Genomic DNA, 24,734 nt, shown 5'->3' on the forward strand with positions numbered 1-24,734 from the left:
TACGGCCACAGGCCTTGAAGCTTGAGTACGCCCCGGTCGGGGTGGCGCAAACTTGTGTGTCGGTTCAGCGCCAGCAGGCCGCCACGGGTTTTGTGCAGACTGTCGTCGCTCCGACGACAGTCGCAGCCTTCGTGCCGGTTTGATTCAGGCTGAGCGTGCAGCCGCACTTTCCGTCGCTGCTCGCCTGCCCGCCCTGCGGCACGGCGGTGACCGTGTAGGTGCGTGCCGCGAGCGTCGGGGCGGGAAAGTCGTAGAAGCCCGCCAGATCGGTGGCGCACTGCTGGGCTGGAATCGTGGCACCGGTATAGGTGAGCGTCGTGGTGTAGATGCGCTCCAGCAACTGGGCACGCTCTGACAGGCAGGCCGCCGCCGTCGCGCGCCGGCTGTCGATGACGTACTGCGTGTAGTTCGGATACACGATGGCCGCCAGGATGCCGATGATCGCCACGACGATCATCAGTTCGATCAGCGTGAAGCCGCGCTGGATGCTGTGGTGGATGTTCATGCGCACGTTGTAGGTTCCGGTATCAGTCATTGATCAGTTCGCGCCACGACAGCCGGCCGAAGATGTCCGGCAGATTCAGGCTTTCGCACACCGTTTCGCCATTGGCCAGACCGATCAGCACGCCGGCCTGACCGCTGAGCGTCGTGCAGGGCGACCCAAGCGGCTGCCCACCGGTGCCGCCGGTGCTGCCGCCACCGCTGACCGAACCGTCGCCGACCGGCGCGTCGTTGCGCACCAGGATGGGTCGCGACGGGATGGACAGCAGGCCGACACCGCTGACGTTGTAATTGACCGACGGCTGACCTTCCACGCTGACGGTCACCGGTTCGCGGTTGATGAATACATTGTCCTGCAGCCGGCCACCGGTATAGGGATCGAGCGTCAGCAGCCAACCGTTGCCACCCGGACTGCAGGGATCGTCGGCCGGGATCGCGGTGGTTGCGAACAGGGCTGTACTGAAGGCCTGCACACCATAGAACATCCGCTCGCCCTGCTGGGTGCCGCTCGGCGGCAGCAGATCGAGATACCAGCCCTGCTTCACGTAATTGCCGTCGGCATCGGTCATGGCTGCACCACCCGAGGTGTCCCCCGGCGCCGAAATGACACGGACACGATTCGGATTGATGTCCGTCGTCTCCGGCGTGAATAGCGCGGTTTCGAACAGCACGACACGCTGCGCGAAGTTGCTGCGCCCGGTCACCGGCGAAGTCAGCGTGTTTCCGGTGTAGTTGTCGTACAGACCGTACCAGGTCTGCGTTGAGGTATCGGCGCGATCGGTGCCGGCAAGGAAGCGGCCGGTGCCGAAGCTGATCCAGCGCACACCGTCCGCCGGATTCAGCAGCACTTCGATGTTCGACGTGATGGCTTGCGGTTCGCCCGATGCATCCAGTGCGCGGTAAAGCGGCATCGGCGCCTCGGTCGTTCCGAAAGCGACCTTCCACTCGCTGGCCACCGTCGACGACAGGTCGAAGCGCCATACGTTGCCGCGCAGATCACCTGCGTACGCGTAATCCGCCGTACCGTCACCGTCATTGTCCCACTGCGTCACGTCGGCAAGGCCGTTGCTGAGGCAGGGATTGTCGGTCGTCACGCAATCGCCGGTATCGATCTTGCGGATCAGCGCACCGGTCACTGCATCGATCACGAACAGGAAGCCGCGGTTCTGGTCGCTGTTGTAGCCATTGCCGATCAGCACCGCCCAGCGGCCATTGTTGAGCCGCGTCAGCACCGGATTGCCGATGAACTGGCCCAGATCCGCATCGGTGAATTCCCAAAGGATGCTGTTGGTGCCGAAGGCGTCAGGGTTGGTAATGTCGAGTGCAAAGACCTGGCGGCCGCCCCGACCCTGTGTGCCGACGAGCACGCTGCGCCACTGACCGGTGCCGCCGTCGCCGCTCTGGAAGACATCGGCGGCGCGCAGGAAACCGTCGACGATGAAGCGGTGCGTGTAGTTGGGCGACGTGAGGGTCCTCATTGCCGGCAAGGCCGCACTGGGTACATAGGCAAAACGCTCGACACCGGTGGCGGCGTCGAAAGCGTGCAGCATGCCGTCGTTCGCGCTGACATAGACCATTGCCGTGCGCGCGGTGACCGGCGGTTCCACGGTGGAATCAGCAATCAGGCTCTGGCGGAATGCCTGGTAAGTCGACGCACCTTCCCAGGTGAAACGTTCATATGACAGGTTATCCGGCGCGGCCACGAACACCGGCGACGAATGCACGATGTCACCCAGTATCGACAGGCGGTTGCGGAAAGGACCGCCCTGATCGACCTCCTGGGTACGCACGCCGCGCAGGTAATCGAGCACCGTGCTGTCGTCGCCCAGCTGCGTCTTCTGAGTGTCGCTGAGGTTGTCCCACAGAAAGCTGATGCCCAGTGACCCGTTGCGGGTGTAGATGTTGCGGCTGGCCGCTGCCGGCAGCTGCTCGGACGCTTTCCATTGCGGCGTCGTGCCCAGGCCGCCGGAGGTCACCGTGTAGGCCCACAGGTCGCCGGTCCAGACCTCACTGGTGAAGCGGGCCTGGAACACCTTGCTGCCTTCGCGCAATTCGGTCGACGACACGCCGAGGTTGGACGACGACGCCGTGCGCTGCACGATCGTGTCCAGCGCGCCCTTGAGACCGTTCGCGAATTCTTCCGGTGTCGCGGCGCTGACGAACTTGCCGCGCCCATTCACCGTTGCGTGCCACAGATCGTCCAGCTTGCCGCTGTCTGTGGACGTGCTGGGCCACGACAGCTCGCCCGATGCAAGCCGCGGCAGATCGGTATCCGGATTCAGCGAACCCTGCAGACCCAGCGCCACGCCGAAGGTGACCATGTGCTGCCAGTCTGCCGGGTCGGAATCCGTGGTCGGCACACGGTTGGCGATGTCGGTGCGCAGATCATTCTTGTAGTAGTACATCGCGACATCGGCGAGTGTATTGGAGTAGGTGTCCGCGTAAGGCGCACCCTCCGTTCCATCGGCATTGCCGATCGAACTATTGACGTTGCCGAGATCGGTATTCGAATCGTTGTAGTAGCCATCGGTGGTGACAATCGTAAAGCTCTGGCGGCAGCTGAGCAGGCCATCCGGCTCCGCCGGCCCCCACGGATCGTTGTCACCGGTCGTCGTGCGGTAGTACTCGCCAGCGCGGGCCAGTGCAACGCGCAGCGGTGTCGCACCGGAACCGCTAGAGGCAAACATGTTGTTGAACCAGGTTACGCGATTGGTGCCGGCGAAACCCCCGGTCAGCGGGATGTCCATCTGGCCCGTGGTGCCGTTCAGTGGCCTGTAACCGATGCGATAATTCTCGCCCAACGTCGAAAACGCCGCACTCACGCCATTCTTCGCTGCGTCACGACGGCTGCGGCTGTAGGTGAACCAGTTGGCGAAGTTCTGCTTTTCCTCTGCAATGGTGCGGGTGACACCGCCGGCCCAGTTGAAGCTCGTGACGGCCGTCACCGAGCCATCGGCAAGATCGACGCGGTCGGCGTCATTGCCGCGGATCTGGTAACGGTAGTAGTTGATGCGTTCCAGATCCGACCCGGTGCCTTTGTAGACATACCAGGTCATCGGCCAGAAGAATTTCTCGCAGTTGCGCGTGTCGATCAGGTTGGGATTATCGTTGACCTCGTCGGTAGCGGTGCAGGGCGCCGACGGGCTTCGCGGTACATTGGTCCTGCTGAAAGAGAACGTGGTAGCAGTCGTATTGGTGACCCAGCGGACGCGCGCCGATTGTTCCGCCGTAAGGTCGATGCCCGACGTGTCGGCCGGCGTGTACTTTGCATTGGTCGGGTCAGAAGCCGCGTACTGCGTGCCCTCCGGGCCGGTCCAGCGGCGATAGGTCACTGCAGGGTTGTAATAGATTCGGTTTATCTGGCTGGTGCGCAACGCGACATTCAGGATGTTTGCGTTGTCGTAATCGGGCATGTAGGCGGTTCTGTTTCCAGTGCCTGCGCGAACCGACAACTCAAAATCCCACAGAGTGACGAATCTGTCCGGCAACGCCTCCCACACCATCGAGCCCGAATTGTCGAGGATCATCAATACGTTGGGCGCCGCCGTCACATTCAGGATCAGCGGATTGCTGGAAATGGGCACCTGCGCCTGCGCCGGCGAACACGCCAGCCAGACCCCTAACAGACTTGCGCAGGCAGCACGCAGGCCGGCCGAGGCGAAAGAACGAACAGCACTCATGATCGGAACTCCCGGTTCATTCTATGGACGGTAGGTGGTCTGCAAGGCGACGTTCGGCCGCCCTTCGACCGGCGGCATGCGCGCGGTGATGCGATAGCGCGGCCCACGGCAAGCCGTACTGCCGCGGCGACCGCAGCCCGTGCCGTCCTCGAATTCACCCATGTATTCGATGATGAATTCCGGCGGAGTGTTGCTGTTGTCGCTGAGGCGAGCCTTCATGGTGGAATCGATCTGGCCCCACCAAGTGGTGGCCTGTCGCCACTGGGTCGTGGAATCGTTCCACCGCTCGGCGTACGCGGGGGTCACCGGTGTACTTTCTTCCGAACCGCCACCACCACCGCCACTGGGCGGCGTCGGCGCCGCGATGGCGCACAGCGGCGGCGTGCCGCCGGGCAGACAGTACAGCCCGTTGCTGTTGGTGACCGTCGTCGTGACGGTAATGCTCGCTTCCGCTTCGCGCAGCGCTGATTCGACCGCCTGGAAAGCCAGGCTGCGGTCATACATGTTCGCACCCATCTTCTCCTGCATGCTGGTGCCGCGGATACTCGCAAGCCCGAGCAGGGTCATGACGATCAACATCACCAGCGCGACCAGCAGGGTGGCGCCGCGTTGCGTGCGCAGATTCGGTTGTCGCGCACTCATGACACGCGGTTCCTCAGATTCACGACATGGGAAATGCGCCGCGTGAGCCGCGCGCCTGCGGCATTGGTCGCCGTGCCGGTTTCCGGCGCGTCGATAACAAGCTCGATCTGGATGGCCACCACCTCGTTCCAGCGATTGAGCGCCGTGATGTCGGTGGCGCTCAGGTAATCGCCGCCCGGCAGCCGGTAGGTGATCTGCATGTCGCGCACGCCTTCGACAATTTCCTCTGCCACCGGCTCCGCGCTACCGGCGCCGTTGTTGCCGACACTGACGCGATACAGCGAAGTCGGGCTGTTCGTGTTGCTGCCGCGCGCGTTGTTGCCGACGAACCAGGCGGCCGCCTGCAGCCGCATCAACTGCGAGCCGGGCGGAAACACCTTGCGCACGCCGGTACCGAAGTCGCAGGTCAGCGGCGTGCGGAAAGCGAGGCCGCTGGAGCAATTGCCCGGCGAGCCTGCGTAGATACCGTGACCCAGCGAATTGGTCGACGCATCGACCGCACTGACCTGGAAGATGGCGCTGTTCTCGAAGTCGCACAGCACGACCAGATCACCGCTGGCCAGCGTGTGCGGCGAGGCAAGCGTGATGGTGGATGTCGCGTCGTTGTGCACGCTGACCGACATGGCTGCCGTTCCGCCGTGCATCGTCTCGACCAGATCGGTGCCAGTCACCCGTTGCCTCTCTTCGGTACCGATGATGGCGGCCAGCGACGCTTCCGTGTTGTTGAAGCCGCGCAGGCCGCGTGTCGTGTCGGACCAGTTCGACCACCAGTTGGTGGTCGGATTGGCCAGCAGATTCAACACGCGGGAGCGGCCACCGTTGCAGGCATTGATGCCGACGGCGCGCAGGTCGCGCGACATCAGTTCGAACGCCATGCGGGTCGATTCCTGGATGCGCGACAGCGCTTCGGTAGAACGGTAAGCCTCGCGGTTGCTGATCACCATGGCGATGGCACCGGCCGACACCACCAGCCCCAGCACCAGGGTGACCAGCACCTCGACCAGCGATGTACCGCGCTGGGAAGAATGGAAGGTATTCATATGCGGACATCCACCTGGAATGTGTGATCGCTGGCCCCGTTGGTCACCCGGCTGTCGTCCCAGCGGACCGTAATGCGGCAGGACACGGGGGTGCCCGAGCAGGTGATGCCACCGCACGAACCGGCGCCCAGATTGTTCGCCAGCCCGGTCAGCCACTGGTTGATGTCTATCGTCGCCGGCTCGGTACCGGTCGGTATCTCGCACCCGGAAGCCGGCAGATCGCGGTTGTAGGTGCCGTTGCGCGCCAGCACCTGGTTGCTGCGCATGCGGTCGGCCATCGAGTAGGCCGCGATCACCGCAGCATTCCGCTCGAAGGCGCTATGGTTCGCCTTCATCGCCATGGTCTGCATGCCGGCAATGCCGAGCATGCCGAAGGCCAGCACGAACAGCGCGACCAGCACCTCGATCAGCGACACCCCCCGCTGCATCGGTCTCGATTGATGCTTCATCAGCCTCCCTCCACCGGCGTGCTGCCGCCACCGCCTTCTTCCACCGGCGCCACGGTCACCCCGCAATTCGCGTCACTCCCGCGTGCGATCGACATGCGACTGCCCGACACGAGCGACACCACCCGCATGTTGCTACCGCCGAGCGCGCCGCTGCGATCGCACACCCTGATCTGTGCTGTTTGAAGAGCCAAAGATCCCTGGCCACGCGCCATCCCGTCGGGACGGAACGCGATGCGATTGCCGGCGGCGGCAAGGTCATCGTTCGAAATGAGTTCCAGTGCGTTGCCGGTGATGGCCTGCATCCGCAGGATGCGCTCGGTGCCATCGATGGCGCCATTGCTGTTCTCGTCGACGAACACCGCCCAGGCCTGCCAGGGCTCGCTGTTTGCCGTCGTCACGCATCCGTTGGTCGCACTGAAATTCACGACGCCATCTGCTGCTGCCGCCCGGCACAGCAGCACGCGCCGCTGGACCCGGACCGCTTCGGAGCGCGCCAGATTCATGCCTGACAGCAGCTCGTTCGATTCGGCCGTGAGGCGGTTCGAAGCGATGAAGCTCTGGAAGGACGGAAAGGCGAACGCTGCCAGAACGGCCAACAGGGTGACCACGATCATCAGTTCGATCATCGTGAAGCCGGCGTGCGCAGGGCGGAAACGCGTCATGGACAGGCTGGACCGGAAAAGGATTTCTGATCTCAACTTACGTCAAGACGACCGTCCGGCGCGAGCCGCCAATGACGAACGGCAGGAAGCGGTGCCCGAACGGCGCCGCCGAGGCCGGTCGCCGTGACATCCGTCACGCCGTCACCTATCCACATGCCGGCGCGGCACATCAGGCGGGCCTCGATTACGGGCCTGCACAATCAGGCGCGTTTTGCAGGATTCCGTCACCGGCCTGCATCACCCGCTTGTATCGCCATCACGCAGCGTGCTGCACAATCCGGTCGGTCCAACCCGATCATGCCGCCCCCGCACCTGCCCCATGCCCGATCAAGACAGCCCCGCCCGAACACTCGGCCACCTGCCCCAGCACCCGCTCCGCTACAAGCTGAACAACGAGGTGCACGCCCGGCCGCCGGTATCGCTCACCCATCCGAAGCGCGTTTCCTACCTCGCGCTGATCCATGACGGGACGACGGAAGACGGCGAACTGCAGCAGCTGCGAGCTCTGGCGGATGCCTTTGCCCGGCCGTTGCCGGAGGCTGACGGCGGTCACCTGCAGCTTGATGTCGGCGACTTCCTGCTGAAGTGGGAGCGGCACAACGAGTTTTCCAGCTACGCCTTCTTCTGCACGCCGCGCGCCGACGAAACGGATGCGCGTCACGGCGCACTGCCGCGCGTGCCGCCCGGCTGGCTCGAAGCGCTGCCCGGCTCGGTGATCGTGGCCACGCACATCGAGCTGCAATCCACCTCGGCGCTCGGCCCGAAATCCGTCATGGACGGCCTGATCTCCAGCGGGCGCCAGGGTGTCGCCGCCCAGGTGGCCGACGGTGCGGCGTGGGTGTTCACCGACTTCATGCTGACCGATGGCTGGTCCCGCTATCTGGTGCTCGACGAGCGCCTGACGCCCCGCCAGGCGGGTCGCACCGTGCAGCGCCTGCTCGAGATCGAAACCTATCGCGTAATGGCCCTGCTCGCCTTTCCGGTCGCCAAGGATGTCGGGCGCCTGCTCGGCCGCGCCGAAGGCGAACTCGCCGACCTGATGGACAGCATGGGCACGGCGACGACGCCGGAAGACGAGCGCAATGTACTGTCGCACCTGACCCGGCTCGCCGCCGAGGTGGAACGCTCGGTGGCGCGTTCCACTTTCCGCTTCGGCGCGGCGCAGGCCTACTACCGGCTGGTGACCAGCCGGATCGGCGAATTGCGCGAACAGCGGGTCGAAAGCTTTCCCACCATCGGCGAATTCATGGACCGCCGGCTGGCACCCGCGATCAACACCTGCGAGGCGATTGCACGGCGGCAGGAAGAGCTGTCTGGGCGGATTGCCCGCAACTCGCAACTGCTGCGCACCCGGGTCGACATCGAACTGGAGCGCCAGAACCAGGAGTTGCTGGGGCAGATGAACCGGCGCGCGAAACTGCAGATGCGGCTGCAGGAAACGGTGGAGGGCCTGTCCATCGTCGCCATCACGTATTACGCGTCGCAACTGGTGCAGTACCTCGCGAAGGGCCTGCATGCCTGGCTGCCGGTCAGTCCGGAAGCGATCACCGCGATTTCGATTCCGGTCATCGCCGGGCTGGCCGCGCTCGGTCTGCGCCGCATGCGGCGCAAGCTGGCAGCCGAAGAAGGTACGCACTGACCATGCACACGCTGCGTCACGCCACGTTCGCCGACATTCCCGAGCTGTGCGCCCTGCTCGCGCAGCTGTTCGGGCAGGAAGTCGAATTCGTCGCCGACGCGGCAACGCAGGCGCGCGGTCTGCAGCGCATCTTCGAGGCGCCGGACAGCGGCGACATCCTGGTGCTCGCAGAAGATGATCGTCCGGTCGGCATGGTGAGCCTGCTCTACCTGACCAGCACCGCGCTCGGCAGCCGCGTCGCGCTGCTGGAAGACATGGTGGTGCAGCCCGGCCAGCGCGGCCGCGGCTGCGGCAGCCGGCTGCTCAAGGCCGCGGTCGAGTGCGCGCGGCAGCGCGGGTGCCGCCGCATCACGCTGCTGACCGATGGCCACAACCTCGATGCGCAGCGCTTCTACCGCCAGCACGGATTCGCAGTCTCGGACATGAAGGCGATGCGCCTGATGCTCGACTGATGCACCGCCAGCACCGCACTGCATCCGGACCGCGACGCGCCGCGTAAGGTGTTCAACAGGGCAATCAGGGAAGGATCATGGGCCGCAGCGCACCGTTTGCGCAGACATTCCCGATCGTCGTCCTGTCGGCATTCGTCCCCATGAACCCGATGTCATCCGACACCGCAGCGCGTAGCTCTTCGTCCGACGACGAGGCGCTGCTGTGCGCGCTCATCGGGCGCATGGCCGACGGCGACGAGGCGGCACTCGGCCAGCTGTACGACCGCACGGTGCGCCGCGTGTACGGTCTCGCGCTGCGCATCACGCGCCACCCGCAGATCGCCGAGGAAGTCGCCGAGGAGGTTTTCTGGCAGGCCTGGCGACAGGCCCTGCGTTTTGATGCCGCGCGCGGCAATCCGATGGCCTGGCTCATGACGATGACGCGCAGCAGGGCACTCGACGCGCTGCGCCGCACCGATGACGCGGAGCTGCATCCCGAGCCGGAAGTACTTGTGGCTGTGGAAGCGGCCTGCGAAGGCAATCCGCAGAACCTGCTCGAAGCCGTTCAGCGGCAGCACGCGCTGCACGCCGCGCTGGAATCGCTGGATGCGCTTCCGCGACAATTGCTGTCACTGGCCTTTTTCCGAGGACTGACGCACGAGGAGATTGCCGTTCAGTCCTCCTTGCCGCTCGGCACCGTCAAATCACACATCCGGCGCGCGCTGACCGCGCTGGGAAAGGTACTTCCGCCGGACATGGCCGCACTGGATACCCACGCATGAGCACGCCGCCGCTTTCACCCGACGACGAAGCCAGCGACACGCTGCAGCAGCTGCTGGCCGCTGCGCTCAAGCCGGTGGCACTCGAACCGGCACGCAGCGACGCCTTGCGCAGCCGCCTGCTGGCACGCGCCCGCGACAGCGTGCAGGCACGGGCACGCCACACCCGGATACGGGCGAGCGAAGACGGCTGGGCGCGCGTGGTCGATGGTGTGCGCGCCAAGCTGCTGAACGAAGGCGCGAGCACGCGCTCGGTGCTGGTCGAATTCGAGCCGGGCGCCGCCCTGCCGATGCATCGTCATCACGAACACGAACAATGTCTGGTGCTCCGCGGTGACCTGCAGATGGACGACCTCGACATCCGCGCCGGCGACTATCACGAAGCACCGGCCGGCAGCCGGCACGGGCGCGTGCGCTCAACCGGCGGCGCGCTGATCTATCTGCGCGGTGTATCGCTCGGCCACACCGGACGGGTGATCCGCGACATGGTCACCGCCTGGCTGCCGACCCGCGGCAGCGCCCCGCACACGATCCGTGCCGGTGAAGGCCTGTGGTCTGACCTGTCACCGGGCGTGCAGGCCAAGCACCTGTTCGACGGCACCGACGAAGCATCGATGCTGCTGCGCGTCGCACCCGGTGCCCGCGTGCCGAAGGCGCTTGCCGCGGCCGAGGGCGAATACCTGGTGATCGAGGGCGAAGGATTTGTCGGCGACGCCCTGCTGCGCGCCGGCGAGTACGACTATGCCCACGCCGACGCGGATGATTTCGAACTGAGCAGCGACGTCGGCGCGCTGTTCTATCTGCACGGCAAGGTCGCGCAGGCACTGCGCACGAACTAGCAGCCTGCTGTGGGATTTGCTGTGGGATTTGCTGTGGGATTTGCTGTGGGATTTGCTGTGGGATTTGCTGTGGGATTTGCTGTGGGATTTGCTGTGGGATTTGCTGTGGGAGCGGCGGCCTCGCCGCGATCGGCGCGTTGATCAACGATCATCGCGGCATCAATCGCGGCGAGGCCGCCGCTCCCACAGGTCACCGCTCCCGCAGGCCCTGCGCTTAAGGACGGACCGTGGTTCCAGGTACGCCGCTGCCACCGAGCGAGCAGTGATTCACTCCAGTTCGCGCAATTTTGCGAACGCTTCTTCGATGCGCTCGACCGGAATGATGGTCAGGCCGTCGATCTTCTGTTTCGGGGCGTTGGCCTTCGGGATCAGCGCATGCGTGAAACCCAGCTTGGCGGCTTCGCGCAGGCGCTCCTGTCCGCGCGGTGCCGGACGGATTTCGCCGGCCAGGCCGACCTCGCCGAAGGCGACCAGTTTCTGCGGCAGCGGACGGTTCTTCAGCGATGACACGATGGCAAGCAGCACCGCAAGATCACCCGCCGGTTCGCCGATCTTCACACCCCCCACAGCATTGACGAACACGTCCTGATCGGCACACACCACGCCGGCGTGCCGATGCAGCACCGCCAGCAGCATGGCCAGCCGCGCCGCGTCCAGACCGACCGTCAGTCGGCGCGGATTACCGTGTGCGCTATCCACCAGTGCCTGGATCTCGACCAGCAGTGGCCGCGTGCCTTCCTGCGTCACCATGACGCACGAGCCCGACACCGGCTGGCCATGCTGCGACAGGAACATCGCCGATGGATTGGATACGCCGCGCAGGCCGCGCTCGGTCATGGCGAACACGCCCAGTTCGTTCACCGCGCCATAGCGGTTCTTGAACGCCCGGATCAGGCGGAAGCTGGAACTGGTTTCACCTTCGAAATACAGCACCGTGTCGACGATGTGCTCCAGCACGCGGGGCCCGGCCAGCGTGCCTTCCTTCGTCACATGGCCGACCAGAATCAGGCTGTGCCCAGCCTGCTTTGCCGCCCGCGTGAGCTGCGCCGCGCATTCGCGCACCTGCGCCACCGAACCGGGCGCAGAGGTGAGCTGTTCGGAATAGACCGTCTGGATCGAATCGACCACCACGACGCGCGGTCGAGTGTCGTTCAGCACGGCGCCGATCTTTTCCAGATTGATTTCCGCCAGCAGCTGCAGCCCGGACGGGTCAAGCGCGAGGCGCTGCGCGCGCAGCGCAACCTGCTCGCCCGATTCTTCACCGGTGATGTACAGCGTGCTGACCCTCGAAGCGAGCTGGGCCAGTGCCTGCAGCAGCAACGTCGACTTGCCGATGCCGGGGTCACCGCCGATCAGCACCACGCCGCCGGGTACCAGGCCGCCGCCCAGCACGCGGTCGAATTCCTCCAGCCCGGTGGCCAGACGCGGTTCGTCACGCGGCCGGATGTCGGCCAGCGTCTGCACCTGCGCGGTTCCGGCCAGCGAAGCGAAGCGGTGCGCACCGGCACCCTGCTCGGCAACGGTTTCGACCAGCGTGTTCCAGCCGGCGCAACCCGGGCATTGGCCCGCCCACTTCGGGCTGGTGGCGCCGCATTCGGTGCAGGAATAGACGCTCTTTGCCTTGGCCATCGCGACTCAGCGCACCGCAGCCAGAGGCGGCGCCTTGCCGGGCTCGCTTCCGGCTTCCGACAGGTCGGCCACGCCGACCTCGACCGCCGGCACGCGCAGTGCGAGCGCGCACACGAGTTCGTAATTGACCGTACCGGCCGCGGCGGCCACTTCGTCCAGCGTCACGTGTTCGCCCCACAGTTCGACCACGCTGCCCAGCCCGGTGGCCGGCAGATCGGTCAGATCGACCGCAATCATGTCCATCGACACGCGGCCGACCAGCCGGCTGCGCACGCCGTCCACCGCCACCGGCGTGCCGCTGGGCGCATGACGCGGGTAACCGTCTGCATAACCGCAGGCAATCGTGCCGATGCGCATCGCACGCTCGGCGGCGAAGATGCCGCCATAGCCGATACGTTCGCCCGGCTGCAGGTGCTGCACCGAAATGATGCGCGCCTCGAATCGCATCACCGGCTTGAGTCCGATGTCCGCTGCGCTGGCGTACGCGGTGGCCGGACTGGCGCCATACAGCAGGATGCCCGGGCGCACCCAGGTCGCATGCGTCTGCGGAAAGCGCAGCAGCGCCGCCGAATTGGCCAGCGACACCGGCCCGTCGAAGTTGCGAACAAGCGGCGCGAAGCGCGCCAGTTGCGCGTCGACGCCGCGTTCGCCGTCGGCGTCGGCGAAGTGGGTCATCAGTCCGATGGTGCCGGCGTGCGGCCAGGCGCGCAGCCGATCCAGCGCGGCGATCGTGCGCTCGGGCGTGATGCCGAGCCGGTTCATGCCGGTATTCACCTTCAGGAACAGCGGAATGCGCGCATCGGCCGGCAGCGCAACCGACTCCAGCCAGTCCAGCTGTTCCATCGTGTGCACCACGACCGACAACCGGCGCGCCGCGATCTCCGGCAGGTCATGCGGGTTGAAGAAGCCTTCGAGCAGCAGGATGGGCTGCCGGATGCCGGCTTCGCGCAGCCGCACCGCGTCTTCCAGATCGAGCAGCGCGAAGCCGTCGGCCAGCGTGCTCAGCCCGCGCGCAATGCGCGTGATGCCGTGACCGTAGGCGTTGGCCTTGATGACGGCCCACATTTTCGCGCCGCCGGCCAGTTCGCGGGTGCGCAGATAGTTGTGGCGCAAGGCGTCGAAATCGATGCGCGCGTGGATCGGGCGGAACAGCGGAAAGGGAGCGGTGTGGGACGGGCGCGACATGAAGGGCAAGGGATGGCGGGAAGTCCGCGAAGCCGCCAATTCTACTATCCGGCGCTGGCCGGCACCCGTTTCGACTGTACCGAACAGATGCCGTGCCGGGTTTCAGCGTCCGCTCTGCCTCGCCAGACGCGCCGACGCAAATTCGCCGAACTGCTTGGCCATATAGGTGCGGAAGCGCTCCGACGGATAGAGCAGCGCCATGTGACGCACCAGTCGGGGACGCAACGGTACGGCCACCAGCAGACCGAGGCTGATTTCATGCCGGATGGCCGCGCGCGACAGGATGGCATAGGCCAGCCCGCGCTCGAGCACGCCCTTCACCGACGACAGCCGGTCAAGTTCGAACGCCAGAGGAAGCTTGGCCGGATCGACACCACCCCGTGACAGATAGTCTTCAAGCAGCGCACGCACGCTGCCGGCATCGCGGCCGGCGCAGGGGTGTTGAAGCAGGTGCTCGGGCGTGACCGCGTCCAGCCCGGCCAGCGGGAAATCTGGCGCGCAGACAACCACCAGCTCGTCTTCGGCGCACGGTTCGACCATCACCTGTGCGCCACCGCGGCCCAGACCTTCGACGATGCCGATGTCGAGCACGCGCTCGTCCACCATGTCCTCGATCACGCCCGGGTTGTCGACGGTAAGCCGTGGCACCACGTTCGGATGCGCGATGCGAAACTCTGCCAGTACCGGCGGCAAGTGATATTCAGCCACCGTCGGCGTGGCACCGATCAGCAGGTGACCACGCAGGTCACTTGCCATTTCCTGCAGCTCGTTTTCGAGCGTCGCGAAGAGGTCGAGGATACGGTCGGCGTAATCCTTCACCTTCAGACCTTCTGGTGTCAGCGTCACGCGGCCGTGCGCGCGCTCGAACAACCGGGTGCCGAAGTGTTCCTCAAGCTGCTTGATCTGGAAGGTGACTGCGGGTTGCGTCATCTGCAGCAGTTCGGCGGCGCGGGTAAAGGACATCTGGCTCGCCGCTGCGTGAAACACCTCCAGCCTTCTATCAGGCATTTTTCCCTCTTTATAAGTGACGCTCGCCCTCGTGGTTATAGACCAAGTTGACGTTTGCAGGTCAACCAAAATGTAAGGTCTGGCGGCTTTCCAGGACGACCACTGCGGCCCTCCCCGGTGCTGCATTGCATCAGCGCAAAGCAGTGTAGCAGCGCCGTGTCACGTCATCTGGACAGTGCGGGCTTCGTGGTATAAAGGCGCACTTTTTGCGCAGGGCCGGCGTGCAGTTCCGGCACACAACGCCCGATGCCTCTTGGCTTCTACATGATCATGGCCGCGCAGTTCTTTTCTGCGCTCGCCGACAATGCTTTGCTCGTGGTCGCCATCTTCGTGCTGAAAGACGCACTGGCACCCGACTGGCAGATCCCCCTTCTCAAGCTGTTCTTCACCATTTCGTACGTGCTGCTGGCCGCCTTCGTCGGTGCGCTCGCCGATTCGATGGCCAAGCGTCGCGTGATGCTGATCAGCAATGGCATCAAGGTGGTGGGCTGTGCGCTGATGTTCTGGCATGTGCATCCACTGCTCGCCTACGCCGTGGTCGGTCTGGGCGCCGCATCCTACTCGCCGGCCAAGTACGGCATCCTGACCGAATACCTGCCGCACCGTCTGCTGGTGGTCGCCAACGGCTGGATCGAAGGCCTGACGGTCGGCGCCATCATCGTCGGCGTGCTGCTGGGCGGTCTGCTGATCGACCCGTCGCTGAGCGCGCACCTGCTGGCGATCGACCTGCCTTTCGTCGATACCGGGCTCGACACCACCGTTGAAATCAGCCTGATGCTGGTCGGCCTGCTCTATGTGCTGGCTGCCATCTTCAACCTGTTCATTCCGGACACCGGCGTACCGCTGAAACCGCTGAACAGCAGTCCGGCCGCATTGATCGCCGATTTCAGCCACAGTTTCAAGGGGTTGTGGCGGGACAAGCTGGGGCAGATTTCACTCGCGGTGACCACGCTGTTCTGGGGTGCCGGCGCGACACTGCAATTCATCGTGATCGACTGGGCTGACCGCGCGCTCGGCATGGGTCTGTCGCAGGCGTCGAAACTGCAGGGCGTGGTGGCGGTGGGCATTGCCATCGGCGCCGTGATGGCGGCACGCCGCATCACGTTGCGCGGCTCGGTACGGGTCATTCCGCTGGGCATTGCGATGGGGCTGCTGGTGCCGCTGATGATTTTCGTCACGCAGCTGTGGGTGGCGGTACCGATCCTGATCCTGATCGGCGCCTGTGCCGGCTTCTTCGTCGTGCCGATGAATGCGCTGCTGCAGCACCGGGGCCACATGCTGATGGGCGCCGGTCACTCGATTGCCGTGCAGAACTTCAATGAAAACCTGTCCATCCTGATCATGACCGGGCTGTACGCCGCGCTGCTGGCCGCCGGCCTGTCGGTGTTCGTGGTGATGGTCATGTTCGGCCTGTTCGTCGCCGCGACGATGTTCATGGTCGGCAAATGGCACAAGGCCAACCAGCGCAAGCGCGACGACGTGTCGCTGCTCGACGACGGCTTCAGCCACTGACCTCTTCTGGCCCGCCCCGACGGCTCAGCGCGCAGCCAGCGCCGCCCGCGCGAAACACAGGTCTTCCCATGCCTTGGCCTTGTCCTGCGGGCTGCGCAGCAGGTAGGCCGGGTGATAGGTGACGACCACCGGAATGCCTGCACGGTCGAACAGGCGTCCGCGCGCCGCGTTGATCTTCACTTCGCCGCCAAGCAGGGTCTGCGCGGCCGGCCGGCCCAGTGCAACGATGATGCGTGGCTGGATCAGCGCGATCTGCCGCTCGAGATAGGGCTGACAGGTGGCCATCTCGGCCGCTTCCGGCGTGCGATTGCCCGGTGGCCGGCATTTCACCGCATTGGCGATGTACACATTCCGCCCGCGCGCCAGACCGATGGCGGCGAGCATCGCATCGAGCAGCTTGCCGGCCTGACCGACGAAGGGCTCGCCGCGCAGGTCCTCTTCAGCGCCCGGCCCTTCGCCGACGAACAGCCAGTCGGCTGCGCGGTCGCCGACGCCCGGCACCGCCATCGTGCGCCGTTCATGCAGCGGGCAGGCGCGGCAGGCGCCAATCGCGGCTTCCAGTGCCTCCCAGTCGAGGCCGTCAGTCGCCACGTGCGCCGGAGCTGGCGCCACGAGCGGCGCAGCGGCCGGCATCGCGGCCGGTCGCGCTGCGGCGGCGGGCGCGCGAACAGGTGCTGCCAAGGCCGCTGTATCGGACACGCCGGCGACCGCCGCGTGTTGTTCTGCCGGCGGGCTGTCTGCGCGCGCGCCCGGCGCATCGCGCAGACGCCAGAGCGGCGCCAGACCCATCTCCCTCAGCACGGATGCACGCCGATTCATCGACGCCACCGCTCGTTCGTGCCTTCGTTCATTGCCTCATTCGATCCCGCTCGAAAACCTGCTCGCCAGCCCTCTCCCAACTCGGCACTCATCACGATGGCGTCCTCGCGCCCGTCGAGCGCCGGGTAATAGCGCGGGCGACGGCCGATGGGCTGAAAGGCGGCGGCGTCGTACATGGCGCGCGCCGCCACATTGGACGGACGGACTTCGAGAAACATGCGCTCGGCACCATACAAGGCCGCTTCGCGCGCCAGATGATCGAGCATCAGGCGGCCCAGCCCGCGCCGCTGCATGGAGCCCGCGACGCTCAGATTGAGCAGATGCGCTTCGTCGAGCACGCACATCATCACCGCATAGGCGACCAGCACGCCGTCCTGAAAGAGCACGCGGCAGCAGTAGCCGGCGATCAGCGAATCAGCGAAGTTCACCCGCGTCCACGGAAAGTCGTACAGCGTGCTTTCCAGTCGGGCAACCTCATCCAGATCACTTTCACGCATCGGCGCAAAAGCGCGCTGCGCCTGATCGGCGGGCTGTACGGATGCGGCAGACATTTCCATCAGGCGCGGCCACCCGCGGCCAGACGTTCGGCGGTCGTCTGCGCCACCTTGTCGCGCACATAGATCGGCGACGCCAGCGCGGCGTCGATGCCTTCGCCAGCCGCCAGGCGCAGGCAGCCCAGACGGCCGATCTGCCGCGCATGCGCGTTCAGCCCGGTGTCGATCGAACCGAGATCGGCGACCCAGGGCAGTTCGGCAACCCCGGCAAGCGCAAATCCGCTGCCGCAGCCCTGCCATGACGCCAGCTCACCTTCCGGTCTGCACACGCCTGCCGGCGGGCTCACCCGGACGTTCGACAGCGCTGTCACGCCATCGCCACGCACTTCGTAACATGCGCTGTAGACCTCGCTCATGCGCGCATCGACACAGACACACTTGAATCCGTCTCCCGCCGACAGCGCCAGTGCCTCGAGTGTCGGAACGGCCACCAGCGTGACGCCGCTGCCGACCGACAACCCCTGGGCCACCGATACGGCAAGCCGCAGACCGGTGAAACTGCCCGGCCCGGCACTGAACGCGATGCCGTCGAGCTGCGGCAGCGCCAGGCCGCTTTCGCCCAGCAGTTCGGTCACCCATGGCAGCACGAAGCGCGCGTGCGTGCCAGGCGTACCGCCTTCGCGCACGCGCACTTCGTCATCAAGCAACAGGGCGACCGAGGCGGTTTCGGATGATGTTTCAATCGCAAGCAGCTTCATTCCGTACGGCGATTCGATGTCGAAGCGCGTGATTGTAGGGTGTTCCGGCGCGTCCGGCGCCTTCGGCCACTTCAAGAAAAGCGCTTTCCGAGCCGTTCATTGCGGCGTTATCGTTAACCCCGGAAGGGGCTTTTAGTCATGTTTCTGCCGACCGAAGGACTGGACAAGATGCGCGTCGTCATTGCCGACGCGAATCAGGTCGTCCGTACGTGGCTGCGCACGCAACTGTCGCAGGCCGGCGTGAAGCATGTCGCCATGGCCGGAACCGCCGGCGACCTGTTGCGCCAGTGCGCCGGCACGACACCGGACGTCGTGCTGTGCGACCACAACTTCGGCGAGAAGCACGACGGCCTGCGCACCCTCGAAGAACTCCGGCTGAACAACATTCTGCCGCTGTCGTCGGTGTTCATCATCGTCACCGGCGAGCGCCTGCGCGCGCGCGTCGTGTCGGCAGCCGAATTCGCACCGGACGATTACCTGCTCAAGCCCTTCACCTCCGGCCAGCTGGCCGAGCGGCTGGAACGGGCGGTCGAAAAGAAGCTCGCATTGAAGGCGGTCTTTGTGGAAATGGCCCAGCGCAACCTGCCCGGCGTGATTCTCGAATGCGACCGGGTGGTCGAACGTACGCCGCGCTACGCACTGGACGCGCTGCGCATTCGCGCCGAAGCGCTGATTGCGCTGGGCCGGCTGGATGAAGCGAGCGAAATCTACCAGGCCATCATCGCCCGCAATTCCGTACCCTGGGCGCGCATCGGCTATGCGATGGTGCTGCGCGAGCGTGGCGAGGCGCGCGAAGCCGCCGAGTTGGCGGCGCAGATCAGCGAGGAATTCCCGGATTTCATGGGCGTCTATGATTTCCTCGGCGAACTGCACGAACGCAACGGTGAGCTTGCCGAGGCACGCACCTATTACGAACGCGCCGATTCGATCGCGCCGGACAACCTTCGGCGGCTGCGCAGCCTGGGCGAAATCTGTCTCGAACTGGGTGACGTCGGGCAAGCCGCGACCGTCATGCGGCGGGTGGTGGACCGCACCGAAGGCACTTCGCTGAGCTGTACCGAAGACCACCTGACGCTGATCAAAAGCCTGGTCGGGCTTGACGATACGGATGCCGAAATCAACCAGCGCATGCAGGAAATGCGCACCATGCTGGGCGACAGCGAACGTGCCGCCGTGCTGTCCGACGTCATCGAGGCACGCCGGCTGAGTCGCAATGGTGACGAAGAAGGCGCGCGTCGCGCCATCGATCAGGCACTCAAGACCCATGAACAACTGCGCACGCCGGACACGCTGGCCACGACGGAGCTTGCTGAAGCATGCCTGCAAACCGACCGCCAGGACGCCGCCGAAAAACTGATCAGCACATTGCCCGACGCGCCCGGCGTGCTGCCGAACCGGCTGAAACGCCAGTCACAGTCGGCACGTGATCGTGCCAGGGCGGCAGCGGCGCAGCTCGAAGCCGAGCGCGCCGAAGGTCCCGACCTCGACCACATCGAGGCCGAACTGACGCGGCTGGGCACACTGATCAAGCGACTGGATGTGACCTGGGACGACGCGCTCGCAGCGGACGCGCGCAACATCCTGATCGACGCCTTCACGCTCGCTCCGCGCGAGCGCAGCGTCATCGATGCGCACATCCACTACAACCGGGTGGCGCAGAAACACGGCTTTGACCGGCACAAGCCGACGGCGCGGGCGAGCAGTCCGGATTGAACAGGGAAATCTCGGTTGATCAGCGCCGCAGGCCGGGTTGGCAGGGGGTTGCGGCAAGGCGAGAGGGCGCTGCAGCGGCGCGCTCAGGCAGATGAAGACGCCGCGTCGGGGACAAAACGAGCCTGCGCCCCTGACCACCACGCACCCACCGAGCGATTCAGCGCGCCGATCTCGATCTGTGGCGCCGGATTGCCGCGGCCATCGAGCCGATCGAGGTCAGGTTGCGCGCCAAATACGCCGCCGGTCAATCGACCACCGGCAACGAACTGGACACCGGCGCAGCCATGATCGGTGCCGACACTCAGATTTTCCGCCGCGCGACGACCGAATTCCGAGCGTGTCATGAGCACGGTGTCGGGCCAGCGACCCGACGCCTGCAACGACGCGCGCAGCGTTGACATCGTTGCGGCGAGTCGCGCCAACAGCCGGCCATGCAGCTCGGGCTGGCGTTCGTGCGTATCGAAGCCGTGCAGCGCGAGGTGCAACGAATGCAGCGGCGCACCGGATGCGATCTGCTCGAGCGCCTGCGCGAGTGAGGACGGGGCGGATGCAGGCGGCGGAAAGGAAAGCGACTGAAGTGTGTCGGCGGCATCCGCTGCCGGAAAGTCAGGCAACGCAGCCTGCATCAGCTCGACCGCACGGTAGTGCGACAGGCTGGCGTCGGCACTGCCCACGCCATGCATGACCGCCAGTTCGCCGGCCGACCACAGCGGCATCAATGGCCGAAGCGACGGATGCAATGCATTGCGGTCATCGAGCGGCAGCGCGCTGTTGCGGTCGATCGCAATGGTCGGCCTGAGCGCGGTGTAGCGTGGATCGGAAACGGGGATGACGGTATTGAGACCGTCGTTGCCACCGACCAGATCGATGACGATCAGCAGTCGGCCGAGCGGGGCCGCTTCGGCAGCCCCGACGCGCCCCCCTGCCAGCGGCGCTGCCGCAGCGCACTGCAGGAAATGGCGTCTGTCCATCGATTGTCGGGCAGGTCTGCGGGGGTGAGTGACTAACGATCCGGCGCGTCGCGATAGAGCTCGCGCGATGCGTCGCGGATGTCGCGCCGCAGCTGCCGGCGCTCTTCCGGCGTCAGCCCGGGGCCACGCTGGTCACCGTAGTTGGCACGGCGCGCCGCTGTCGGATCTTCGCCGTCGAAGCGGCGCATCGGCGGCAATTCGCCACTGGCGGGCATGATGCGTTCCATGTACTGGCCACCGACGAAGTCGCGTCGCCCGACCGGGTCGCCGCCCGCGGCCTCGACTGTCGTCGAGGCAATGACCGCCGCGCCCATACAGGAGCACAGCACGGCGCGTCGCCGTCGTACGCTGGTCAGATCTGCACCCATCATTCGTGTTCGCTCCTTGCCGTCGCTACTGTTCAACTGCGGCACCGCCGGGCGCTCGCGCCATCGGCCCGATGCGCCCCGGATTGTAGAGGTAGAGACTGGCGCGGTGAAGTGCGTACTGCCGCGCCAGATGTGCTGCCTGATCCTTGCCCTGAGCCACGTCCGACGATGCAGTACCTGCCCCATCACGACTCAGGGTATCCGAAGCCCGGGCCGGAATCGATTCAAAGGGTGTCTGCGCTCCGACTTTCGCCGCACCGCCCGTCTGCACCGGGGGCGACACCGCACTGGCCGCCGACGCGGCAAACGATGCGCTGCAGAGACACGCCCCGACCATCATTCCGAACCCTTTCATCACTGCCTCCCTGTGGCGTTTCCCGCCTTGACTGGTTGATGGACGAAGCCTGAACAACCGCTGTTAGCCGGATGTGAGCAGACCCGCAGGGTTTGTAAGCGCACGTTAACGCCAGCCGTGCCGCTTACATGCGCTCACCGGCAGATTGAATACTGCAGACACGCTCGGGTAGCATCGCGACATGGAAGAAAAAAAACGCAAGATCCTGGTCGTCGATGACGACGCCCGCCTGCGCGCCCTGCTGGAGCGCTACCTCGGAGAACAGGGGTTCGCGGTCAAGGCCGTGGCCGACAGCACGCAGATGGACCGTGCCCTGGCGCGCGAACTGTATGACCTCATGGTGCTCGACCTGATGCTGCCCGGTGAAGACGGCCTCGCCATCTGCCGCCGGCTGCGTGCCCAGGACAACACGATTCCGGTGGTCATGCTGACCGCCAAGGGCGACGAGGTCGACCGCATCGTCGGGCTCGAAATGGGCGCCGACGACTATCTGCCCAAGCCCTTCAATCCGCGCGAACTGGTCGCCCGCATCAACGCCGTGCTGCGTCGTCAGGCGCCGAAACCGCCGCCGGGCGCACCCGCCCTCGATGAAAGGGTCGTGCATTTCGGTCAGGTCGAGGTCAACCTGGCCGCCCGCACGCTCACGCGCGACAACCAGGAACAGGTATTGACGACCGGCGAATTCTCGCTGCTCAAGGTGCTGCTCGAGTCGCCGCGCGTGCCGCTGTCGCGCGACAAGCTGATGGAACTGGCGCGCGGCCGCGAATACGACGCCTTCGATCGCTCGATCGATGTGCAGATGTCGCGCCTGCGCAAGCTGGTCGAAGACGACCCCGCCAAGCCGCGCTACCTGCAGACGGTGTGGGGCTTCGGCTATGTATTCGTACCTGACGGTACACGGCATGCCTGATCACGCCCCTGCGGCGGCCGGTCACACTTCGACCGGCTGTGCGCCGGCGTTTCACCCGTGGTAAAGCGCGCGCGTCGCCGCGGAAGGTTCGCCCGTCTGACCGGTCAGGCCCTGCGCGCGCCGCTGCGCAGCTTTCCGCTGCTGCCCCGCACACTGCTCGCCCGCACCTTCCTGCTGCTGGCCGGCCTGCTGACCGCCTCGGTACTCGCCTGGTCCGGCATCTACGCGTGGCTGGAACGCGCGCCGCGCGCGCAGCAGGCCGCGCAGATCATCATCAGCGTCATCAATCTCACCCGTGCTTCGCTGGTCAGCGCCGACCCGCAGCGACGCGTCGAACTGCTGACCGACCTGTCGATGCGCGAAGGTCTGCGCATCTATCTCGACGGCGACATTCCGGGTTTCGACCCCATCCCCGGCGACCGCTCGCTGGCCGCCATCGAGGATGAACTGCGCAAGCGGTTCGACCCGCGCACCCGCATCGTCGTGTCGCGCGGCATCCAGACCGGGCTGTTCGTCAGCTTCAGCATTTCCGACGGCGAAGGCATCGACGATTACTGGCTCATGCTGCCGCGCAACCGCATCGAGCGCCCGCTGGCGCTCGAAGTGGTCGGCTGGGGTACCGCCGCGCTGCTGCTCGCGCTCGGCGGCGCCTTCCTGATCGTGCGCCGGGTGACCCGGCCGCTGTCAGCGATGAAGCGCGCAGCCCGAGCGATCGGCCGCGGCGAGCGCCCGGCGCCGCTGCCCGAGCACGGTGCGGAAGAACTCGCCGAGGTGGCGCACGCGTTCAACCAGATGGCCGACGATCTGGCTCGCATGGAAGACGAGCGCGCGCTCATCCTGGCCGGCATTTCGCACGACCTGCGCACGCCGCTGACGCGGCTGCGGCTCGACATGGAAATGGCCGGGCTCGACCCGGACACGGTGCGCGACATGAGCGCCGACATCGATGACATGGACAAGATCATCGGCCAGTTTCTCGACTTCGCCCGCATGACCACCGGCGAGGAACCGGTCGAAGGCGATCTGGCCAGCCTCGTGCTGGAAGCAGCCCAGGCCTACACGCGGCACGGCTTCGCGGTCAGCGCCGCGCGGCTCGATCCGGTGCCTGCCATGCGATTTCGTCCGCTCGCCATCCGCCGCTGCCTGAACAATCTGGTCGACAACGCACTGCGCCATGCCGGTGAAGACAAGCCGGTCGAACTGTCATGCGTGATCGACGGACCGGACGCCTGCATCGACGTCAGCGACCGTGGCCCGGGCATACCGCCCGAGCAGATCGACCGCCTGAAGCGGCCCTTCACGCGCCTGGACAACGCGCGCACCGGCCAGAGCGGCGCAGGGCTGGGTCTGGCCATCGTCGAACGCACCCTGCGCGCGCACGGCGGCCGGTTCGAACTGCTGCCGCGCGAGGGCGGCGGGCTGGTCGCCCGCCTGCGGCTGCCGCTCGCCCCACCGGCAGCGGCCAGCCGCGACAGACAGGGTCAGTGAACGCTGCCTGATTCGGCCGCTGCGACCGCCGCGTCATCAGCCGGCGCCGCCGGCGCCTCGCCGCTGCGCTGCGCCGTGCGGTCGAGCAGCACACGCAGGTGACCGAGCGACAGCAGCTGCGCATACACCAGACCCATCCAGCCGCGGCGGAACAGATCGACCGCCGCCGCCGCCGACAGCGATTGCAGCTTCGCCTCGTCGATCACCCACAGGCCGTCTAGCCGGAACTTGCGACCGTCCTTCAGTTCGGCCATCGCGCTCATTTCGTTCAGCAGCCCGAGCTGTTCGACCTCGCGGCAGAATTCGGCCGTGCGCTGCGCCTCGTTCTGGTAGCCCTGCACGAACGCCAGCGCATTCTTCAGGAAGGGAGTTTCGGCGCCGTTCTCGTCGAACAGTCGCTCGCCCTCTTCCTTGTTGAAGCCGGGAAACTGCTCGTCCATGCACACCAGCAGCTTGTCGGGTGCCGTGTTGTCCTGCACCGCGACGAAGGGGTAGCGGCGCACGAAGGCGGGCACGTAGCGTGCGTCCCACTTGCCTTCGTCGTTCAGATAGAGGTTTTCCGCATCGCGCAGACCGAGCAGCGCCACCGGTACCAGGCCACCCGGCAGCCGCGCGAACACGATCGGATACTCGCGCGCCACGTCGCCAAACTCGACCAGCGCCAGCGGCACGCAATTGGTGCTCGCGGCGAAACGCAGGTTGTCCTGCGGCTTCAGGTGCAGGTCGCGATGGGTGTCGCGGTTCAGGACGACCACACTGTCGTAGAAAAGCAGCGTTTTCATTGAAATCCTTCCGGTGGATGGGAGTGCGCCGGGGCAGATTCTATGCCGCCCGCTCCGTCGTCCGCGCGAAAAACGACCGC

At 65.8% G+C, this 24,734-nt stretch carries 23 protein-coding genes; 8 read left to right on the plus strand and 15 right to left on the minus strand.

Annotation, left to right across the window (positions count from 1 at the left end):
• Window positions 1-64: 64 nt before the first annotated feature.
• Genes BSY238_RS01100 through BSY238_RS01125 form a run of 6 tightly spaced genes read right to left on the minus strand, consistent with a single transcriptional unit; the run spans window position 65 to window position 6,974 of the window.
• Entirely contained in the window at window positions 65-535 is a 471-nt protein-coding gene (locus BSY238_RS01100) for a type IV pilin protein (RefSeq protein ID WP_269465911.1), read from the minus strand.
• Window positions 528-4,181 carry a pilus assembly protein gene (locus BSY238_RS01105; protein WP_069037524.1) on the minus strand — a complete coding sequence of 1,218 codons (3,654 nt, stop codon included), beginning with the start codon at window positions 4,179-4,181 and terminating at the stop codon, window positions 528-530. The genes BSY238_RS01100 and BSY238_RS01105 overlap by 8 nt, the downstream gene beginning before the upstream one ends.
• 21 nt (window positions 4,182-4,202) lie before the next feature.
• Complete coding sequence (locus BSY238_RS01110) at window positions 4,203-4,823, minus strand: pilus assembly PilX family protein (RefSeq protein WP_069037525.1); 621 nt, start codon at window positions 4,821-4,823, stop codon at window positions 4,203-4,205.
• Window positions 4,820-5,863, minus strand: coding sequence for a PilW family protein (locus BSY238_RS01115; protein WP_069037526.1), 1,044 nt, complete (start codon window positions 5,861-5,863; stop codon window positions 4,820-4,822). Before BSY238_RS01115 ends, BSY238_RS01110 begins: the two co-directional genes overlap by 4 nt.
• Window positions 5,860-6,312, minus strand: a complete 453-nt coding sequence (gene pilV / locus BSY238_RS01120) for a type IV pilus modification protein PilV (RefSeq protein WP_069037527.1) — start codon at window positions 6,310-6,312, stop codon at window positions 5,860-5,862. The genes BSY238_RS01115 and pilV overlap by 4 nt, the downstream gene beginning before the upstream one ends.
• On the minus strand, window positions 6,312-6,974 hold the full coding sequence (locus tag BSY238_RS01125; RefSeq protein ID WP_069037528.1) for a GspH/FimT family pseudopilin: 663 nt from the start codon (window positions 6,972-6,974) through the stop codon (window positions 6,312-6,314). The genes pilV and BSY238_RS01125 overlap by 1 nt, the downstream gene beginning before the upstream one ends.
• A gap of 319 nt (window positions 6,975-7,293) precedes the next feature.
• Here BSY238_RS01125 and BSY238_RS01130 point away from each other — a divergent pair, with 319 nt between their 5' ends.
• The 4 genes from BSY238_RS01130 (at window position 7,294) to BSY238_RS01145 (ending at window position 10,662) form a co-directional block, all read left to right on the plus strand.
• Window positions 7,294-8,613, plus strand: a complete 1,320-nt coding sequence (locus BSY238_RS01130) for a DUF3422 family protein (protein ID WP_069037529.1) — start codon at window positions 7,294-7,296, stop codon at window positions 8,611-8,613.
• 2 nt (window positions 8,614-8,615) lie between these two features.
• A complete protein-coding gene (locus tag BSY238_RS01135) occupies window positions 8,616-9,065 on the plus strand; it encodes a GNAT family N-acetyltransferase (protein WP_069037530.1) in 450 nt (149 codons plus the stop codon).
• Window positions 9,066-9,205: 140 nt separating this feature from the next.
• Complete coding sequence (locus BSY238_RS01140; protein ID WP_190295041.1) at window positions 9,206-9,826, plus strand: sigma-70 family RNA polymerase sigma factor; 621 nt, start codon at window positions 9,206-9,208, stop codon at window positions 9,824-9,826.
• Window positions 9,823-10,662 carry a cupin domain-containing protein gene (locus tag BSY238_RS01145; protein ID WP_069037531.1) on the plus strand — a complete coding sequence of 280 codons (840 nt, stop codon included), beginning with the start codon at window positions 9,823-9,825 and terminating at the stop codon, window positions 10,660-10,662. Before BSY238_RS01140 ends, BSY238_RS01145 begins: the two co-directional genes overlap by 4 nt.
• 267 nt (window positions 10,663-10,929) lie before the next feature.
• On the opposite strand, the gene radA is transcribed toward BSY238_RS01145, so the two are convergent.
• The 3 genes from radA to BSY238_RS01160 all read right to left on the minus strand — a co-directional run bounded on the left by radA (window position 10,930) and on the right by BSY238_RS01160 (window position 14,439).
• Window positions 10,930-12,291, minus strand: a complete 1,362-nt coding sequence (gene radA / locus BSY238_RS01150; RefSeq protein WP_069037532.1) for a DNA repair protein RadA — start codon at window positions 12,289-12,291, stop codon at window positions 10,930-10,932.
• 6 nt (window positions 12,292-12,297) lie between these two features.
• Window positions 12,298-13,476 carry an alanine racemase gene (gene alr, locus BSY238_RS01155; RefSeq protein WP_069037533.1) on the minus strand — a complete coding sequence of 393 codons (1,179 nt, stop codon included), beginning with the start codon at window positions 13,474-13,476 and terminating at the stop codon, window positions 12,298-12,300.
• Between the two features lie 102 nt (window positions 13,477-13,578).
• Window positions 13,579-14,439 (minus strand): LysR family transcriptional regulator, encoded by an 861-nt coding sequence (locus BSY238_RS01160; RefSeq protein ID WP_236952605.1) that lies wholly within the window; start codon window positions 14,437-14,439, stop codon window positions 13,579-13,581.
• Window positions 14,440-14,730: 291 nt separating this feature from the next.
• On the opposite strand from BSY238_RS01160, the gene lplT reads away from it, so the two are divergent.
• Window positions 14,731-15,996 carry a lysophospholipid transporter LplT gene (gene lplT, locus BSY238_RS01165; RefSeq protein ID WP_069037535.1) on the plus strand — a complete coding sequence of 422 codons (1,266 nt, stop codon included), beginning with the start codon at window positions 14,731-14,733 and terminating at the stop codon, window positions 15,994-15,996.
• Window positions 15,997-16,020: 24 nt separating this feature from the next.
• Here the strand turns inward: lplT and BSY238_RS01170 are convergent, their stop codons facing one another.
• Genes BSY238_RS01170 through tsaB form a run of 3 tightly spaced genes read right to left on the minus strand, consistent with a single transcriptional unit; the run spans window position 16,021 to window position 18,142 of the window.
• On the minus strand, window positions 16,021-16,815 hold the full coding sequence (locus tag BSY238_RS01170; RefSeq protein WP_069037536.1) for a uracil-DNA glycosylase: 795 nt from the start codon (window positions 16,813-16,815) through the stop codon (window positions 16,021-16,023).
• Window positions 16,812-17,366, minus strand: coding sequence for a ribosomal protein S18-alanine N-acetyltransferase (rimI, locus tag BSY238_RS01175; protein WP_083224103.1), 555 nt, complete (start codon window positions 17,364-17,366; stop codon window positions 16,812-16,814). The genes BSY238_RS01170 and rimI overlap by 4 nt, the downstream gene beginning before the upstream one ends.
• 5 nt (window positions 17,367-17,371) lie before the next feature.
• Window positions 17,372-18,142: a tRNA (adenosine(37)-N6)-threonylcarbamoyltransferase complex dimerization subunit type 1 TsaB gene (gene tsaB / locus BSY238_RS01180; RefSeq protein WP_223300222.1), complete on the minus strand. Its 771-nt coding sequence runs from the start codon at window positions 18,140-18,142 to the stop codon at window positions 17,372-17,374.
• A gap of 63 nt (window positions 18,143-18,205) precedes the next feature.
• Between tsaB and BSY238_RS01185 the strand changes: the two genes are divergently transcribed.
• Window positions 18,206-19,780 (plus strand): tetratricopeptide repeat protein, encoded by a 1,575-nt coding sequence (locus tag BSY238_RS01185; RefSeq protein WP_069037537.1) that lies wholly within the window; start codon window positions 18,206-18,208, stop codon window positions 19,778-19,780.
• 83 nt (window positions 19,781-19,863) lie between these two features.
• Here the strand turns inward: BSY238_RS01185 and BSY238_RS01190 are convergent, their stop codons facing one another.
• Together BSY238_RS01190 and BSY238_RS01195 are read right to left on the minus strand one after the other, a co-directional pair.
• Window positions 19,864-20,751 (minus strand): DUF1501 domain-containing protein, encoded by an 888-nt coding sequence (locus tag BSY238_RS01190; RefSeq protein ID WP_069037538.1) that lies wholly within the window; start codon window positions 20,749-20,751, stop codon window positions 19,864-19,866.
• Window positions 20,752-20,783: 32 nt separating this feature from the next.
• Window positions 20,784-21,122 carry a hypothetical protein gene (locus tag BSY238_RS01195; protein WP_069037539.1) on the minus strand — a complete coding sequence of 113 codons (339 nt, stop codon included), beginning with the start codon at window positions 21,120-21,122 and terminating at the stop codon, window positions 20,784-20,786.
• Window positions 21,123-21,655: 533 nt separating this feature from the next.
• On the opposite strand from BSY238_RS01195, the gene ompR reads away from it, so the two are divergent.
• Both ompR and BSY238_RS01205 read left to right on the plus strand, forming a co-directional pair.
• Window positions 21,656-22,384: an osmolarity response regulator transcription factor OmpR gene (gene ompR, locus BSY238_RS01200; protein WP_069037540.1), complete on the plus strand. Its 729-nt coding sequence runs from the start codon at window positions 21,656-21,658 to the stop codon at window positions 22,382-22,384.
• 57 nt (window positions 22,385-22,441) lie between these two features.
• Entirely contained in the window at window positions 22,442-23,872 is a 1,431-nt protein-coding gene (locus BSY238_RS01205; protein WP_083223863.1) for an ATP-binding protein, read from the plus strand.
• Here the strand turns inward: BSY238_RS01205 and BSY238_RS01210 are convergent.
• Window positions 23,866-24,654, minus strand: coding sequence for a SapC family protein (locus BSY238_RS01210; RefSeq protein ID WP_069037541.1), 789 nt, complete (start codon window positions 24,652-24,654; stop codon window positions 23,866-23,868). The two genes, BSY238_RS01205 and BSY238_RS01210, sit on opposite strands and share 7 nt — an antisense overlap.
• Window positions 24,655-24,734: the final 80 nt, after the last annotated feature.

This window comes from Methyloversatilis sp. RAC08, assembly GCF_001713355.1.
GTDB lineage: Bacteria > Pseudomonadota > Gammaproteobacteria > Burkholderiales > Rhodocyclaceae > Methyloversatilis.

What these genes read in the sequence shown, in the direction of transcription:
- pilV (WP_069037527.1), bottom strand. Translation starts at nt 6,312, where the DNA reads ATGAAGCATCAATCGAGACCGATGCAGCGGGGGGTGTCGCTGATCGAG.
- BSY238_RS01100 (WP_269465911.1), bottom strand. Translation starts at nt 535, where the DNA reads ATGACTGATACCGGAACCTACAACGTGCGCATGAACATCCACCACAGC.
- BSY238_RS01210 (WP_069037541.1), bottom strand. Translation starts at nt 24,654, where the DNA reads ATGAAAACGCTGCTTTTCTACGACAGTGTGGTCGTCCTGAACCGCGAC.
- BSY238_RS01190 (WP_069037538.1), bottom strand. Translation starts at nt 20,751, where the DNA reads ATGGACAGACGCCATTTCCTGCAGTGCGCTGCGGCAGCGCCGCTGGCA.
- BSY238_RS01115 (WP_069037526.1), bottom strand. Translation starts at nt 5,863, where the DNA reads ATGAATACCTTCCATTCTTCCCAGCGCGGTACATCGCTGGTCGAGGTG.
- BSY238_RS01105 (WP_069037524.1), bottom strand. Translation starts at nt 4,181, where the DNA reads ATGAGTGCTGTTCGTTCTTTCGCCTCGGCCGGCCTGCGTGCTGCCTGC.
- BSY238_RS01170 (WP_069037536.1), bottom strand. Translation starts at nt 16,815, where the DNA reads ATGAATCGGCGTGCATCCGTGCTGAGGGAGATGGGTCTGGCGCCGCTC.
- lplT (WP_069037535.1), top strand. Translation starts at nt 14,731, where the DNA reads ATGCCTCTTGGCTTCTACATGATCATGGCCGCGCAGTTCTTTTCTGCG.
- BSY238_RS01110 (WP_069037525.1), bottom strand. Translation starts at nt 4,823, where the DNA reads ATGAGTGCGCGACAACCGAATCTGCGCACGCAACGCGGCGCCACCCTG.
- BSY238_RS01195 (WP_069037539.1), bottom strand. Translation starts at nt 21,122, where the DNA reads ATGATGGGTGCAGATCTGACCAGCGTACGACGGCGACGCGCCGTGCTG.
- BSY238_RS01125 (WP_069037528.1), bottom strand. Translation starts at nt 6,974, where the DNA reads ATGACGCGTTTCCGCCCTGCGCACGCCGGCTTCACGATGATCGAACTG.
- radA (WP_069037532.1), bottom strand. Translation starts at nt 12,291, where the DNA reads ATGGCCAAGGCAAAGAGCGTCTATTCCTGCACCGAATGCGGCGCCACC.
- alr (WP_069037533.1), bottom strand. Translation starts at nt 13,476, where the DNA reads ATGTCGCGCCCGTCCCACACCGCTCCCTTTCCGCTGTTCCGCCCGATC.
- BSY238_RS01145 (WP_069037531.1), top strand. Translation starts at nt 9,823, where the DNA reads ATGAGCACGCCGCCGCTTTCACCCGACGACGAAGCCAGCGACACGCTG.
- BSY238_RS01130 (WP_069037529.1), top strand. Translation starts at nt 7,294, where the DNA reads ATGCCCGATCAAGACAGCCCCGCCCGAACACTCGGCCACCTGCCCCAG.
- BSY238_RS01160 (WP_236952605.1), bottom strand. Translation starts at nt 14,439, where the DNA reads ATGTCCTTTACCCGCGCCGCCGAACTGCTGCAGATGACGCAACCCGCA.
- BSY238_RS01135 (WP_069037530.1), top strand. Translation starts at nt 8,616, where the DNA reads ATGCACACGCTGCGTCACGCCACGTTCGCCGACATTCCCGAGCTGTGC.
- BSY238_RS01185 (WP_069037537.1), top strand. Translation starts at nt 18,206, where the DNA reads ATGTTTCTGCCGACCGAAGGACTGGACAAGATGCGCGTCGTCATTGCC.
- rimI (WP_083224103.1), bottom strand. Translation starts at nt 17,366, where the DNA reads ATGTCTGCCGCATCCGTACAGCCCGCCGATCAGGCGCAGCGCGCTTTT.
- ompR (WP_069037540.1), top strand. Translation starts at nt 21,656, where the DNA reads ATGGAAGAAAAAAAACGCAAGATCCTGGTCGTCGATGACGACGCCCGC.
- BSY238_RS01140 (WP_190295041.1), top strand. Translation starts at nt 9,206, where the DNA reads ATGAACCCGATGTCATCCGACACCGCAGCGCGTAGCTCTTCGTCCGAC.